General features: G+C 33.8%; 14 protein-coding genes and 1 tRNA gene. 8 read left to right on the top strand and 7 right to left on the bottom strand.

Annotated elements, in window-relative coordinates; translation table 11 throughout:
* Nucleotides 1-16: 16 nt before the first annotated feature.
* From queF to CFY84_RS04730, 3 genes are read right to left on the bottom strand one after another with little or no spacing between them, the layout of a single operon-like run.
* Nucleotides 17-832 carry an NADPH-dependent 7-cyano-7-deazaguanine reductase QueF gene (gene queF / locus CFY84_RS04740; protein WP_088823031.1) on the bottom strand — a complete coding sequence of 272 codons (816 nt, stop codon included), beginning with the start codon at nucleotides 830-832 and terminating at the stop codon, nucleotides 17-19.
* A complete protein-coding gene (locus tag CFY84_RS04735; protein WP_088823030.1) occupies nucleotides 829-1,602 on the bottom strand; it encodes an ABC transporter permease in 774 nt (257 codons plus the stop codon). The genes queF and CFY84_RS04735 overlap by 4 nt, the downstream gene beginning before the upstream one ends.
* Entirely contained in the window at nucleotides 1,599-2,528 is a 930-nt protein-coding gene (locus tag CFY84_RS04730; protein WP_088823029.1) for an ABC transporter ATP-binding protein, read from the bottom strand. Before CFY84_RS04730 ends, CFY84_RS04735 begins: the two co-directional genes overlap by 4 nt.
* 172 nt (nucleotides 2,529-2,700) lie before the next feature.
* Here CFY84_RS04730 and CFY84_RS04725 point away from each other — a divergent pair.
* The 3 genes from CFY84_RS04725 to CFY84_RS11330 all read left to right on the top strand — a co-directional run bounded on the left by CFY84_RS04725 (nucleotide 2,701) and on the right by CFY84_RS11330 (nucleotide 4,166).
* Nucleotides 2,701-2,776, top strand: a tRNA-Arg gene (locus tag CFY84_RS04725).
* A 267-nt stretch (nucleotides 2,777-3,043) separates the two neighbouring features.
* The gene (locus tag CFY84_RS11335) at nucleotides 3,044-3,628 is read left to right on the top strand and encodes a tyrosine-type recombinase/integrase (RefSeq protein WP_228149598.1); all 585 of its coding nucleotides are present in this window, start codon (nucleotides 3,044-3,046) and stop codon (nucleotides 3,626-3,628) included.
* Nucleotides 3,621-4,166, top strand: coding sequence for a tyrosine-type recombinase/integrase (locus CFY84_RS11330; protein ID WP_228149597.1), 546 nt, complete (start codon nucleotides 3,621-3,623; stop codon nucleotides 4,164-4,166). The genes CFY84_RS11335 and CFY84_RS11330 overlap by 8 nt, the downstream gene beginning before the upstream one ends.
* A 76-nt stretch (nucleotides 4,167-4,242) precedes the next feature.
* Here CFY84_RS11330 and CFY84_RS04715 read toward each other — a convergent pair whose 3' ends face one another.
* The 3 genes from CFY84_RS04715 to CFY84_RS04705 are packed head-to-tail and all read right to left on the bottom strand — an operon-like array spanning nucleotide 4,243 to nucleotide 7,799.
* Complete coding sequence (locus CFY84_RS04715; protein ID WP_088823028.1) at nucleotides 4,243-6,162, bottom strand: DUF3732 domain-containing protein; 1,920 nt, start codon at nucleotides 6,160-6,162, stop codon at nucleotides 4,243-4,245.
* Complete coding sequence (locus CFY84_RS04710; RefSeq protein ID WP_088823027.1) at nucleotides 6,159-6,641, bottom strand: three component ABC system middle component; 483 nt, start codon at nucleotides 6,639-6,641, stop codon at nucleotides 6,159-6,161. The genes CFY84_RS04715 and CFY84_RS04710 overlap by 4 nt, the downstream gene beginning before the upstream one ends.
* Nucleotides 6,642-7,799 carry an ABC-three component system protein gene (locus CFY84_RS04705; protein ID WP_088823026.1) on the bottom strand — a complete coding sequence of 386 codons (1,158 nt, stop codon included), beginning with the start codon at nucleotides 7,797-7,799 and terminating at the stop codon, nucleotides 6,642-6,644.
* A 545-nt stretch (nucleotides 7,800-8,344) separates the two neighbouring features.
* Between CFY84_RS04705 and CFY84_RS04695 the strand changes: the two genes are divergently transcribed.
* The 3 genes from CFY84_RS04695 (at nucleotide 8,345) to CFY84_RS11280 (ending at nucleotide 10,810) form a co-directional block, all read left to right on the top strand.
* Nucleotides 8,345-9,427 carry a hypothetical protein gene (locus CFY84_RS04695; RefSeq protein ID WP_088823024.1) on the top strand — a complete coding sequence of 361 codons (1,083 nt, stop codon included), beginning with the start codon at nucleotides 8,345-8,347 and terminating at the stop codon, nucleotides 9,425-9,427.
* Between the two features lies 1 nt (nucleotide 9,428).
* A complete protein-coding gene (locus tag CFY84_RS04690; RefSeq protein WP_088823023.1) occupies nucleotides 9,429-10,028 on the top strand; it encodes a DUF6714 family protein in 600 nt (199 codons plus the stop codon).
* Nucleotides 10,029-10,672: 644 nt separating this feature from the next.
* A complete protein-coding gene (locus tag CFY84_RS11280) occupies nucleotides 10,673-10,810 on the top strand; it encodes a hypothetical protein (protein ID WP_171289033.1) in 138 nt (45 codons plus the stop codon).
* Between the two features lie 68 nt (nucleotides 10,811-10,878).
* Here CFY84_RS11280 and CFY84_RS04685 read toward each other — a convergent pair whose 3' ends face one another.
* Nucleotides 10,879-11,565 (bottom strand): 3'-5' exonuclease, encoded by a 687-nt coding sequence (locus CFY84_RS04685; protein WP_088823022.1) that lies wholly within the window; start codon nucleotides 11,563-11,565, stop codon nucleotides 10,879-10,881.
* Between the two features lie 321 nt (nucleotides 11,566-11,886).
* Here CFY84_RS04685 and glyA point away from each other — a divergent pair, with 321 nt between their 5' ends.
* Both glyA and ahr read left to right on the top strand, forming a co-directional pair.
* Complete coding sequence (gene glyA, locus CFY84_RS04680; protein ID WP_088823021.1) at nucleotides 11,887-13,137, top strand: serine hydroxymethyltransferase; 1,251 nt, start codon at nucleotides 11,887-11,889, stop codon at nucleotides 13,135-13,137.
* A 330-nt stretch (nucleotides 13,138-13,467) separates the two neighbouring features.
* Nucleotides 13,468-14,493 carry an NADPH-dependent aldehyde reductase Ahr gene (gene ahr, locus CFY84_RS04675; RefSeq protein ID WP_088823020.1) on the top strand — a complete coding sequence of 342 codons (1,026 nt, stop codon included), beginning with the start codon at nucleotides 13,468-13,470 and terminating at the stop codon, nucleotides 14,491-14,493.
* The last annotated feature ends 5 nt before the right edge of the window (nucleotides 14,494-14,498 follow it).

Below are 14,498 nucleotides of genomic sequence, written 5' to 3'. Positions count from 1 at the left end.
ACACCGCAAGTTAGATTTACTGTCGAGCCAAGCGAAGAGGTTGCTTTGGTAGCCAATCTTGCTGAGAAACACGGCAGGGGTTAATATCCAAGCCACCACGACGTGTATAAGCTGCATAAACCATTAATTTTTTAGGCTGTAGTTTTGTCCATAGATCTGCAAAAATATGCTCAACACACTGTTCGTGAAAACCATTGTGTTGTCTATACGACAAAATATAAGCAAGTAAACTGTTGTGGCATATTTTTTTGCCTTCATAACGAATAAACAACGTTCCCCAATCTGGCTGACCAGTCACAGGGCAGTTACTTCTCAGTAGGTTACAGTGCAAATACTCTTCAATTTGTTCATTAGATGCAGCGTTTGCAAGCAGCTTCGCATCAGGTATATGTGACTGAGCTGTTGGTTTTAGGTCATCAATGCATAAACCAAGTGGCTGGTCGACTTGTAGTCCATTGGCATCAATCAACTCAAGTTGCACAGTTGCTTGCGCTGCATGTGACAAATCGTGCTCTACGGTTGCAATCAGCTTGGTTTTAGATTCAAATTGAGTGAAGTTTAAACTGTTGAAATACAATTTTAGTGATTTTGATTCAATCAAATAAGGTGAGGTTGCAGGAATACTCAACCGTCCAATAGCAACTTGTGGAACAGCATGTTCATTTAACCATGACAGTTCAAATACATGCCACCAATCAGTACCTAGTTGGATACCTTCAATCTCTTGATACAACTCACGCGATGGCGCACGTGCAATCGGAAAAAGAATGGATGGCTGATATTCGGTTGGATAGTTGGTATCTTTACCTAATAAAGATTGTTCTACACTCATTCACGTATTCCTGAACCACGAGATAATAAATAATAAGCAATAATATAAAAAGCAGCACAAAATACTGTCATGACAATAAGCGATGTGGTGACGTTCACATCACTGTGCCCTAAAATACCGTAACGAAATGCATTGACCATATACACAATAGGATTTACCAATGACAGTTTCTGCCAAAGTGGGCTGAGTTCACTGATGGCATAAAATACACCACCTAAATAGGTGAGGGGTGTTAAAACAAAGGTTGGGATAATTGAAATATCATCAAACGACTTTGCATAAATGGCATTAATAAAGCCTGCCAATGAAAATAAAATACTAGTGACAATCACGGTATACAGCGTAATTAAAATATTATGAATTGCCAAATGTGTGAAGAATAAACTGACTGTGGTCACAATTAACCCGACCAAAGCACCACGGCAAATTCCACCAATGACATATCCCCACAAAACCAATGATAATGGAATTGGACTCACAATTAGCTCTTCAATGCTATGCTGAAACTTTGCACTAAAAAAGCTTGAACAGACATTTGAATAGCTGTTGGTAATCACTGCCATCATAATTAAGCCAGGTACAATGAATTGCATATAGGTGAATCCACCCATGTCACCAATGCGTGAGCCAACTAAATTGCCAAAAATCACAAAATACAAACTCATGGTAATGGCAGGAGGCAGTAATGTTTGTGGCCAAATTCGCATGAAGCGGCGGACTTCTTTAGAGACAAGAGTCCATAGGGCAATACGCAGTTGTGTAATATTCATGAAACTGCCTCTTTGTTCTCAACCATTTTAACAAACAACTCTTCTAAACGGTTTGCTTTATTACGCATGCCGCGAATTTGAATGCCAAGCGCTTCGAAAAGTTGAAATAATTCATTCAATGTGTGGTTTTTATGAATAGTCACTTCTAGCGTGACAGGGTCAATTAAATTAAATTGAATACCAATCAGCTCAAGTTCAATCGGTTCAATTGCTGTTTGCAAATCAAAGATAAAAGACTCTTCTGTCAGCTGATTCAAAAACGATTTCATTGAGGTATCTTCTTTAATCACCCCTTGATCAATGATTGCAATACGACGGCAAAGCATTTCAGCTTCTTCTAAGTAATGTGTGGTTAGAATAATCGCAGTGCCTTGATCATTAATTTCTTGTAGAAAACTCCACATAGAGCGTCGTAGTTCAATGTCGACCCCTGCGGTGGGCTCATCTAGAATTAAAAGTTGTGGTTTGTGCATGAGTGCACGAGCAATCATTAAGCGGCGCTTCATACCACCAGACAACATTCTCGATTGAATATTTCGCTTCGACCATAATCCTAGCTTTTCCAAATATTCTTCTGCCCGTGCTGCTGCTACTTTTTTAGGAATGCCGTAAAAACCTGCTTGCGTGATGAGAATATCAAGCGGTTTTTCAAAGTGACCAAAGTTAAACTCTTGTGGTACAACACCTAAGTGTTGCTTTGCCTCGGACGGGTGCGTTGCCAAATCATAACCAAAGATATTGACTTGCCCTGACGTTTGTTTTGATAATGAACTGATAATGCCAATAGTCGTCGATTTCCCAGCACCATTTGGACCAAGCAGAGCATAAAACTCTCCTTGAGGTACTGTTAAACTTACACCTTTTAAAGCCTGAAAACCGTTTTTATAGGTTTTGGACAGCTCATGCAGCATTAAAGCATTTGTCATGCAACTTCTCATACCAATCTATTTCGCTATATTGTGAAACATATTGCAAAATAAGCCAAGCCTTCTTACCAAAATCACCTAATAACGAAGTGGTTAAAACCTGTACATTAAAAATTTACTTTAGAATGATTGCTTTACCTACGTATTTTTTTTGGTATGATGTGCGCGTAATGCGCCTATAGCTTAACTGGATAGAGTACAGGTTTCCGAAGCCTGTGGAGTGGGTTCGAGTCCCGCTGGGCGCACCAATTACATTGTACAAAGTTGTATAAAATTGCGTAAAGTGTTGAATAATAATAATCTTAGAGCTTGTAACCTGTGTAAAGTTGTATAAACTTGAATAGAGTTGTAACGCATTTTAAGAGTACAGGTTGCGTTACAGTACTTTGTGTACTCATATGTGTAACGCAAAAACATGCCAAAACAAGTTATTCCGTTTTCTGATAGCAAAAATTAAAGCCAAAATTCGATAACTAAAATCTAATTCAAATAATGGGTTAGATAAAGATATTCGTGTGTCTGATGGTCATGGATTGAATTTTATAATTCGAAAAAATAATACAATGATGTGGAGATTTGGCTATACACGCTCAATTAGTAAAAAAAGAAATACATTGTCTCTTGGTTATTATCCTGAACTTTCTTTAGCGAAAGCACGTGAATTGCGTGAACAGTATCGTGCAATGATTGCTCAGAATATTGACCCGCAAGAACAAAAAGAAAATATTGTAAATGCTGAGCGTGAAAAAAGAGAAAATACGTTTGAAGCGATTGCTGAACTTTATAAAAGTAAAGAGAAGTTAGCACCAGGTACAATGGTTCGGAATGAACGTATTTACCAAAAGCTTTACCGTGAAATTGGCAAAATGGCCATTACAGACATTAAGGCCAAACACTTAATTAAAGCGATTGAGAAAGAAGAAGCCAAAGGATATGTTGAGAATGCTTTAAGGTTACGTTCTAAAGCGTCTCAAGTGTTTAGGTTTGCAGTGAAGCGTGGTTTATGTGAACGTGATATTGCTGCAGATCTGGCTGGTACCATTAGATCTGGCTGGTACCATTATAAAGAAAGAAACCAAACATTATGCAGCTTTGACTGAACCTAACGACTTTGCGCAATTATTGGTAAATATTGATGCATATAAAAGCCAGTCTGAGCTAGTTAAGCTTGCATTACAATTAGCGCTATTGGTGTTTGTACGTATTGGAGAGCTTCGTAACGCTAAATGGGCAGACATAGACTTAAATGATGCTACATGGAGCTATACACCGCCTAAAACAGCAAGCAGAACAGGGCTAGAACATATTGTTCCGTTATCTACACAAGTATTGGTCATATTTAAAGAGACTTATAAGTTTTCTAGCCATTCTGAATTTGTGTTTCCTAGTCAGTCTTCGCTTAAACGTCCTATTTCAGAAATGACAATTAATATGGCTTTACGCTGTATGGAATATTCAAAAGATGACATGGTAGGGCATGGTTTTAGAGCCATTATACGTACTTTACTCGATGAAGTGTTAGAGTTTCCAGTAAATATTATTGAACAACAACTGGCTCATGCTGTACGAGACTCTTACGGTAGGGCATATAACCGAACAAAGCATTTAGATAAACGCCGTGTGATGATGCAAAGATAGGCTGATTATTGTGATGAGTTGAAAGAGACCTTAATTCGCTAAGGTCTCTTTTATTATTTTATATAGCTACAATTTATTAAGAATATAAATCACTTTTTGAGGGCCAATCATCAGGTACAAGGGCATCATAAGGATACCAAAATGGTTCAATCATGCAATCTTGAAACCAATTCTCATCAAAAATAGCATGCTCTGTAACTATAATTTGAAAGTCAATAACTTCAGTTTTAGTAAATTCTATTAAAAACTTAAATAAATTCTTTACAGCTTCAATATCATCTAAATTATAATAATCACTATTATTTAAATTTTTTTCTGATTCCAAACCTAGTTTAGGAAAGTATACTTGGCTTGGTTGATCGAAAATTATAAATGATGGAATTGGACAATTGAACTTTTGAAAGTAATAATGGAAAGCAAGAAGAGTTGAAATGTGTAAAGCTAAATGGTTAGCACCGCTACCAATTCTATTCATAGGAATAAACTTTCCATTTGAATCATTAGTAATTAATGTCAATTTTTGTAAATCAAAGCGAGTTGTAGATGTGCCATGTTCATATTTTAAAAGTTTCAGATATTCGGTAATTTTTAAAGATATTTGAAAAATTATTGAATCTAACTTTTCTTGAACACTATTATATTCTTTTACGTAAGATTTTTGTTGTAAAAGCTCTTGGTTTTTAACCCATAGTTCTTCTCGATACTCTTGAGTAGATTTAATACCTATATTTTCAATAAAATTTTGTGTTTTTCCCATTAAAATATAGTGATTGGCAATATTCAATGAACTATTCAGATAGATATCATTAGCCTGATTTAGGTCTCCTAACTTTGAGTTTAGTTTAGATATACTAATATCTATATCATCAATTTTTTTATTAATTTCTAATAAAGCTTTATTTTTGTATTCTTGATCAACAGAGTTATAAGACTCTAATTCACGTTTAATTTTTTTTAAATCTAATAAAACTAACTCATTTATTTCATTAAATTTTTTACTATCTGTTTGCGTTATATTTTTAAAAGCGTATATCGCAGACAATCTATCTTTTAATGAGCTTTGGTTTGTAAAATAAGTGCTTTCTGCTTTAAATGATTTTTTTAAAAGTACTTCTTCATTAATTAATTTACTTTTAATTCTTTTTAGATCAATTATTTGTTCTTGAATATTGGTAATACGCTCATCAAATCCTTTTAGCTTGTTGGTTTCTTGAATTTCATGCTCAATTAAATCTAAAAGGTCTCGAGGAAATACTATACTTGATGTATCAATATTCAGATTAGATGCTTCATCTTTTAACTTTTCAAATGAGATGTGACTACTATCTTTTTCAGTATTATTAATTTTTTTTTCAAGCCCCTGTATCTCTTTTATTAATTCTTTATATTTTTCTAGAGCAACTCTATATTGTAATGATTGTGCTTTAACTAGAATAGGAAAAGTATCTTTTATAGTTTGAGGGATATAGCTTTCTGATTGCCTATAAAATAGTATGTCTTTATTGGCTATCAAAGATTGTGGTTGAAATAAATAGTACTTTGTATGCGATAAGTTCACACTAAATTTAGAGCGAGTTTCAATATCTTTAACATGGGTTATTTCTTCTGGTATTTTAAGTAAATTATTAAATAATATGGTTAAAGAATCATCTGTAGAATTATTTTTTAACTCATCAAAGTCACATGCTTTAAGATTCATGCCTCTTTTAAGCATCAAAGAGGAACAACTGGATTTCCCATCTTGCGGTAATTTTTTTGCAACTAATACATCTTCTTGATTAATGGTATAGATAGCGCTTACCCATAACACTTTGGAAGTAATAACTCCCTCAGCTATCAAACAGTCAGATTTTCCTAAACAATATTCGATAATGTTTATTATTGAAGATTTACCAGTAGAACTTCTTCCAGTTATTATATTTAATCCCTTTTTTTTGAAGGATATATTTCTTACTTTGCCTGTATGACTGTATAAATGTATAGATTTTATTTTCATAAACGGATATCCAAAGTAATAAATATTCCAGCTGTATCATGTATTTTTGCAATAATGTTTGAAATAATCTTAATAGTATCTAATTCATTTTTAAAGTTAGTTGAAAAAGTAGTTTTATTTATAAGCTTACTATTTAATTCAAGTATTTCATTTCGTTTAATTAAAGTTCCAGTTTCCGCAAGAATAATTAAAGCATTATTTGTAATATCTATTAAATCTAAATATTTGATTAAGAATGTAGAGTAGATAACTTTATTAGCTTCTACTATATGATAAAAGTTTTTTTTTGGGTTATTTATAAAGCACAAGGCATATTCTTCATTAAGTACTAATGGCAAAATGATATGAATCAACGCTGGTGGGAATTTTCTGTTACTTTTTTTCTGATAATTGTCGATAAAAAAAGCAATGATAAGTGCGCAATAAGGCGGAGAAAATAGCGATCTGAACTCTATTGGTTGCTGTCTGAAGGTACTCATTTAATAATCCTCTAAAGGTTTTGGCAACCAATAGATTAAATCTTGAACATTATTAGCTATGATGTGAAAGCTTCCCCTCGTAACATAGGATTCTGTAACTTTAGGTCTAATATAAAAATTCGTGTTTTGAGACCATTTAAATATTTCTCGACCGATTTTACGCAAGTACTCTTCAGATATTTCAGAATCTTCATACTCTAGGTCATCTTTAAATCTTAGCCATTCATCAGTAAGTCTTCTTTCATATCTAGTTATTTCTTCACTACTTACCAAGCGAGATTTAACCCAATCTAGTCTTTCATTAGAAGCCCTATAATAATCAAAAATACAACGTTGTAGTTGACTATTTTTAATTTGTATATCTTGTAACTTTTTTACAAATAAAAAGGTATCACTTAAGTAATCACTGAAATCTATTTCACTTTCCGAAATTTGACAGTGGTTTAGCGGTAAATTATCAGCGTAATAAAGTTCACTGATCTGTTGTAATTTTGCACTTATATCGCCTGCAGTTAAGGGTAAAGGAAGGCGTCCTGTCATTTGATCAATTACTTTAGAAAACCACCAACCTTCTAGTGATTCATATGCGTTTTGCCTAAACTCACTTTTTATATGTCTGAATCTATCGTTAATAATTTGACTAGGAATATCATTGATTCGTATATTATCAGCTAAAATAATAATTCTATTAAATAAATCAATTTTTTTAGAGTCTTCTAATGCCTTAAATTTTTTTTTGATTGGAGCCAATTTTAAATCAGAAGAATCATCTAAGGCTACTTCAATTTTATTTATATATTCTAGATCAATAGTTTCTTTAAAACCTTGAGTAATCTTTATTAGCAAAGACTTTTCTGAAACTTTAGCTGTAGTACATAATAAAAAATTTAGTGGTGTATTAATATTATTTATTCTATCAATCCAAATGTTGATTGATTTCCAAAAATCAATAGAAAGATTTGAAAGAGTATCATTAATCTTTTTATGCTTTAAAGAGAGTAGTGTTGTACTATCTTCCGTACGTAATTCAATGTCATCTAAAGCTTCAATGCTAACTTCGCTAGCTTCATTAATTTCGAATGACTTCAAAAGAGCTAGTCTAATTTGATAATCATAACCAATACTTGATGCAGCTGCTGAATAACTATTAAGACCCACAATGATTACCTTGTAAAATTATTATTAGACATCTCTATATCACCCAACAACATTTACTATTATATGATAACCACCTTTTAAGTCTATTATTTTGTTATATAGTTCAGAATTTAAAGGCTTTTAAGTGATTACATTGATTTGAAAGTTTATGAATTGTAAAGACCTTAACTAATTAAGGTCTCTTTTTTATTGAAATATTTATAAATTGTACTTTTCCACCAATATTTATAACTGTTATCAGGATTAACCCAATCAGGTGGTGGAAAGTTATTAGCAACTATCATTGTATGAACAGTTTTTTGAGTTAAGCCAATAATTTGAGTAATATCGCTAGTTTTAAGAAGTCTATCTTCTTCATCAAATGTATTTTTATATTTCATTTTATAAAGTTTAAATACGAAATAAAATACTTAAGCTATTTTTTAAAGAGATTGCCCTTAAAGTGTGACTTAATTATCTAAAGTATATTAAATTGATAATTATGTTAATTTATCTATTATAAAAGTATAATATATAATTTTAATTATTATATGGTTCTTTAAGAAATGAAAGTGAGTTATCTTAAAAATTTTTTAGTCATTACATTGATGTTTGTGATGCAATTTAGACCTATCTATGCCGCTACAGTTATCGATGGTTGGGATTTAGGGAACCCTGTACAAAATGGAGCAACAACAACTTATGATGTGACAAAAGAAGTTACAGGTAAGGTTTTTGAAAGCACAATATCCATATCTCCGAGTACAACTCAGATTGTGAAATATCTTGTAAAAAATGGCTCATCAGAATTAGCCATGGCTACTATTATGCAAGCTGTGCCAAATGGCAAAGATTTTAATATTTCTACTCAGAAGCTTAATTATAATTTAAAAGAAAACAATCAGAATACGCCTAAGTATAAATACAGTTCGCCTTTTGATTATGGCGATGTTTATACATTGACTCAGGCTCGTAATCACTTAAAACGCAGTCTTAATGAATACCCTGGTGAAGGAAATTACTTTATAACTGTCTGTGTAGATCTTAAAGAAAAATATGAATGTTATTGGGGAAGTAAAGGAGAGGAAAGCGACCCTCTAAGGTCTGTGTATTTTTCTCGCACATCGAATGACGAATACAATTCGAAGGTGAAATCTAAAACTTTATCTTTAAAAACTCTAGCCAATAAAATGATTAATCTAGCAAATCAAGAAAACATTGCTGCTAAAGAATATATTGCTGTATCAAATCAAGATTTAGTTGATAATGATGAAAAGAAAAGAAAGTCTATTGCTAAAGAGTTAAATGCTAAATTAAAAGCATCACAGACAAAGAAACCTAATAACTGCACGAGTGGTAAACGAAATGAGCAAGGTGATTGTTGGGTATGTTCTTTAGAATCCTTTTCTCCTATTAGAGGGCGTGTCAATTATGCTAAATCTGTTACTGGAGGCTTAGGACAATGTTATAATTCAATGAATTCTAGCCAGTTATTAACTAGATACAAAGCTTACTCTGAATTGTCAGCTGCACGTGATGTTGAAAATAAATGCTGGAGCCCAACAGATGAAAATCATATTGTAGAGTCAAACAATGCCAAAGCTGTTGCTAATGAATGTAATCGGTTTTTAGGAATATTAGGTAAATAATGTGAATAAAAAAGATTTATTAAACCATATAAGGCAAGAGTTTAAGGATGTAATTTTAGGTGATTCTTATACCCTTGTTGAAGAAGATTATGCTGATACAGCTTATTGGCATTTTGATAAAGAGCATATCGATTCGAATTTAACTTCTGAAGAGTGGAATGCAAAAGAAATCAATTTTCTAAAAACCAGTAATTTATTTCAAGAAGATATTGAAGAGGCTATCAGATCAATCCTAGAAAAAAGAAAAATGTCGAATAGATTTCTTAATCCATTAGAGATTCCGCCTACCTATCTCGATAAATACTTTACAGGTTTTAGTTATCTAAAGCCTGAAGGGTATATATTTTATACTCCATCTATGATGCTTTATGTTTTAGAAAACTCTGAAGAAGCACTTAGGTGGAATGGATTTACATGGTGGTTGTTCAGGTTAAACAGAAATGATAGTAATAGGGTTTTTAAGTGTTTGACTAAAAATCAATTGAATATTTTAACAGAATTTTTAAAGTATTTAATAGGCTTAAATACTATTAATAAATTTGATAAAGGTGAAGATATTCGAGCAGTTTTAAAGAAAATCCAGTCATTCAAATCAGAATAATATTTTTTAAGAACCATCTAATTACACTTTTACTTGTTAATTTAGCTGAGTAAGGTTGTTCTTTTTAGCTTATAAATTGAGACCACTATAGGGTGGTCTTTAGCGATTAACAAACAATTCATACTTAACCAAAATTGTAGTTAAATATCCAAAATTTTAATGTGGTATTTAATATTTGGGGATAGGGATGATCAGAGTAATACGCATTAATAATAAAAAAACGTAGAGCTATCAGCAAATTGCTTCAAAATATGAATTATTAGCAATGAAAGACTTCTTTATTTAAACAGTAGTTTAAAAAGCAAACCAATTCATATCAAATATAAAAAGGTCTTCCAAAAGAGCAGTGACGATAAATGGTATAAAATCAGTTCAACATCTTTGAGTAAATCATTGATTGTCTTAATCTGTCAGGTTTGATGTGTTTGTGTAATCTATACGTTGAATTGCGTATCAAATGACTCAAATTTCAAAAGAATATTTGTTATTGATCAAAAAATAGGTAGTATGATTGTATAGCAAAAAATTATGTGCATAATAAATCTAGATTCTACATATCGATAATGTATGGATCAGAAACATGAGTTTTTATGCTTATGAATAATTTAATAAAACCAACATGATAGAAAAAGAGAGATTAAGCCATGAAATATATCGTAGCTGCTTTAGCTGTCGTCATGATGACAGCATGTACACATATGCCAAAGAAAAACGTAGCTGATCCTTCAAAAGGCAAAGGTGGTTTTATTGACCATGCTGGCGGCGCAGGCGGTGGAAAATAATTTGGGGCCATACCAATTTAAAAAAGCATCCATAAGGGTGCTTTTTTAATATCAAATGTTCAAAGTATTTATAAAGTTTTTTCTAACGCTTGTCTGAGATATGGGTCTAGCTCGCTTTGCTTTAATAGCCATTGCACATAATCTGTTGGCAACTCAGTAATCGCAACACCTTTATGTTTACCAAAACTAAGCTTTTGAGGAATTCTTGCAGCTTCAGATGCTAAATACAATGACTCCATATCTTGTACTTGGATATGAGCAATGATGTGCATTAAAATATTAGCGGTTAAAATAATATCTGCGTCTGCTCGATGGGCACCTTTTAATAATTCTCGTGCTTTTAAACTGCCTTGGCTAATTTGATAAATGAGAGCTGAAATATTGTGTGCTTCTGCATCAGGCCAAACACTTCGTGCCAATGCCAAGGTGCAAATCGGTTTAATCTGATCAACATTTACCCCACATTTTGCGATGGCTTTAATATCATAGTCAATGTTATGACCGACAATATATACCGTATTTTCAGGTAGTGTGAAGTCAGTATAAACAGGCTGTCCAATTAAATCAGATTCTAAAATATGATGAACGGCCATCGAGGCATAAGAAATTGGCTCATTCACTTGATAAAGTTGATCAAAAATTTGTGTTTTATCTAAAGTGAGTTTGCCTTTATTTAAATCAATAGGTGCATATGCTATTTCGATGGGTAAGCCATTGAGATTATGTGTTTCAGTGTCAAGAATAATGCTTTGCATAATATTTATAGTGAATCAACAGGTATTGAAATCAATGTAACATTTTCATATCTATTCAACAAATATAGAAAATTAGAACACTAATACACGGATTGCAGCGCATGATTATAAAGTCGTTTTATCGCTATATATTTTGCATGTTCAAGACCAATACATTGAAGAATGTTTAAACCAAAGAGGAGTAGGTGGTGCTTACATCTTTTTTTGTCATAAATTTATTTCATCTTCAATAAAGTTCATGCCTCAACTCAGAGAACTTCGTGCTAGAATAATGGCTGTTTTAGCACGGCTTAAAAGCCCTAATAAATAGGACCCTCGCTAATGTTTGCAAATACCTCTATTTCTGAATTCGATCCAGAGCTAGCAAAACAAATGGCTCTTGAAGATGCACGTCAAGAAGCACATATTGAATTAATTGCATCTGAAAACTATTGCTCTCCTGCTATCATGGAAGCACAAGGAAGTAAGCTGACCAATAAATATGCAGAAGGCTATCCTGGAAAGCGCTATTATGGCGGCTGTGAATATGTAGATGTGATTGAACAGTTAGCGATTGATCGTGCAAAAGAATTATTTGGTGCAGATTATGCCAATGTACAACCACATGCAGGTTCACAAGCAAACTCTGCAGTGTATTTGGCACTATTAAATCCAGGTGACACCGTATTAGGGATGAGCTTGGCACATGGTGGTCATTTGACACATGGTGCGAAAGTGAGTTTCTCAGGTAAAACATATAATGCTGTACAATATGGCTTAAACCCAGAAACGGGTGAAATCGATTATGACGAAGTTGAGCGTTTGGCTTTAGAACATAAGCCACGCATGATTGTAGCTGGCTTCTCTGCTTATAGCCGTGTAGTTGATTGGCAGCGTTTCCGTGATATTGCAGATCAAGTTGGTGCGTATTTGTTTGTTGATATGGCGCATGTTGCAGGTTTAGTGGCAGCAGGGGTTTATCCAAACCCTGTACAAATTGCAGATGTGACAACAACCACGACCCATAAAACATTGCGTGGACCACGTTCAGGTTTAATTCTAGCGCGTGCAAACGAAGAAATTGAGAAAAAGCTTCAATCTGCGGTGTTCCCAGGCAACCAAGGTGGTCCTTTGGTCCATGCAATTGCTGCAAAAGCAATTTGTTTTAAAGAAGCGATGTCGCCTGAGTATAAAGACTACCAAAAGCAAGTGATTAAAAATGCACAAGCTATGGCAGAAGTATTTATTGCACGCGGTTATGACGTCGTGTCAGGTGGTACTGAAAACCACTTGTTCTTATTGTCATTAATTAAGCAAGATATTACAGGTAAAGAAGCAGATGCTTGGTTAGGTCAAGCACACATTACGGTGAATAAAAATTCTGTACCGAATGACCCACGTTCACCATTTGTGACATCAGGTATTCGTATTGGTACACCTGCTGTGACTACACGCGGTTTTGGTGAAAGTGATGTGCGTAATTTAGCTGGTTGGATTTCAGATATTTTAGACAGCAAAGGTGATGCAGCAGTCATTGCTGACGTACAACAAAACGTTGAAGCGTTGTGTGCAAAACACCCTGTTTATGCATAAGTTGTAATGAGCGAAAGCCCCAATAATTTGGGGCTTTTTTTATTTAAATAGGTGGCTACAAAAGCGATAAAATAGCTTACAAAAGACAAAAAATCGAAAGTTAAAAAAACATGGTCAAATATGAAAAATAATGTTAAAAAGGTAAGGACAAGATGTAAATATAAAAGCCTATTCGAGAGTCAGTTTTTAAGTGTGATGACATTTAAAAATCTTGTTTTTATATTGATTTTTTGTAAGTGAAACATAACGATAAACAAATTCTTTTTAGAATAACAGTATTAATACTAGACTGAATTTATATCAAAAACAAACAACTTCAAGGAACATACCATGTCAAGCAATACCATTCGTGCATATGCAGCGAAAGAGCCACATTCACCTTTAGTTCCGTATGAGTTTGACGCTGGCGAGTTAACAGCAACGCAAGTTGAAATTGATGTTGAATATTGTGGTTTATGCCATTCAGACATTTCTATTCTTAACAACGATTGGGGTGTGTCTTCATATCCTGTAGTTGCAGGTCATGAGGTCATTGGTAAGGTTTCGCGTTTAGGTTCTGAGGCAAAAGGCCTAAAAATTGGACAGCGTGTTGGTTTAGGTTGGAATGCAGAAAGCTGTGGCTTTTGTGATCCATGTATTGGCGGCGAGCAAGTATTATGTACGGGCGAGCAAAAAGCAACAATTGTAGACCACGCAGGCGGTTTCGCAAATAAAGTACGTGCAGGTTGGCAATGGGCTATTCCATTACCAGATGACATCGATATTGAAAGTGCAGGCCCATTATTATGTGGTGGTGTGACTGTATTTACCCCGTTGTTACTGAACAATATTACCGCGCTTCATCATGTCGGTGTAATTGGTATTGGTGGCTTAGGGCACATTGCACTGAAATTACTGAAAGCATGGGGCTGTGAAGTGACTGCATTTACATCAAATTTAGATAAAACAGAGCAACTTAAAGGCATGGGTGCAGATCATGTAATCAACAGTAAAGATCCAGAAGCATTAAAAGCGCTTTCGGGTAAGTTTGACCTTATTTTAAGTACAGTGAATGTACCATTAGATTGGGCAAACATATTAACTACTGTTGCACCTAAAGGTGCTATTCATTACGTGGGCGTTCCATTAGAGCCAGTAAGTGTACCTGCATTTTCGCTTATTTCAGGTGGTAAAGCATTAACAGGGTCAAAAACAGGTTCACCGATTGTATTACGCCAGCTATTAAAATTTGCTGCACGTAAAAACATCAAGCCGCAAATCGAACTTTATCCAATGTCTAAAATCAATGAAGCAATCGAGCATTTAGAAGCAGGTAAGGCACGCTACCGTGTGGTACTAAAAGCGGATTTTGAATAAGTTAT

The sequence above is a fragment of the Acinetobacter apis genome (assembly GCF_900197575.1).
In the GTDB taxonomy this organism is placed as follows: Bacteria; Pseudomonadota; Gammaproteobacteria; order Pseudomonadales; family Moraxellaceae; genus Acinetobacter; species Acinetobacter apis.
This window is presented reverse-complemented; position numbering and strand designations above follow the sequence as displayed.

What these genes read in the sequence shown, in the direction of transcription:
- CFY84_RS04735 (WP_088823030.1), bottom strand. Translation starts at nt 1,602, where the DNA reads ATGAATATTACACAACTGCGTATTGCCCTATGGACTCTTGTCTCTAAA.
- CFY84_RS04685 (WP_088823022.1), bottom strand. Translation starts at nt 11,565, where the DNA reads ATGCAAAGCATTATTCTTGACACTGAAACACATAATCTCAATGGCTTA.
- CFY84_RS04730 (WP_088823029.1), bottom strand. Translation starts at nt 2,528, where the DNA reads ATGACAAATGCTTTAATGCTGCATGAGCTGTCCAAAACCTATAAAAAC.
- CFY84_RS04695 (WP_088823024.1), top strand. Translation starts at nt 8,345, where the DNA reads ATGAAAGTGAGTTATCTTAAAAATTTTTTAGTCATTACATTGATGTTT.
- CFY84_RS04715 (WP_088823028.1), bottom strand. Translation starts at nt 6,162, where the DNA reads ATGAAAATAAAATCTATACATTTATACAGTCATACAGGCAAAGTAAGA.
- CFY84_RS11280 (WP_171289033.1), top strand. Translation starts at nt 10,673, where the DNA reads ATGAAATATATCGTAGCTGCTTTAGCTGTCGTCATGATGACAGCATGT.
- ahr (WP_088823020.1), top strand. Translation starts at nt 13,468, where the DNA reads ATGTCAAGCAATACCATTCGTGCATATGCAGCGAAAGAGCCACATTCA.
- glyA (WP_088823021.1), top strand. Translation starts at nt 11,887, where the DNA reads ATGTTTGCAAATACCTCTATTTCTGAATTCGATCCAGAGCTAGCAAAA.
- CFY84_RS04710 (WP_088823027.1), bottom strand. Translation starts at nt 6,641, where the DNA reads ATGAGTACCTTCAGACAGCAACCAATAGAGTTCAGATCGCTATTTTCT.
- queF (WP_088823031.1), bottom strand. Translation starts at nt 832, where the DNA reads ATGAGTGTAGAACAATCTTTATTAGGTAAAGATACCAACTATCCAACC.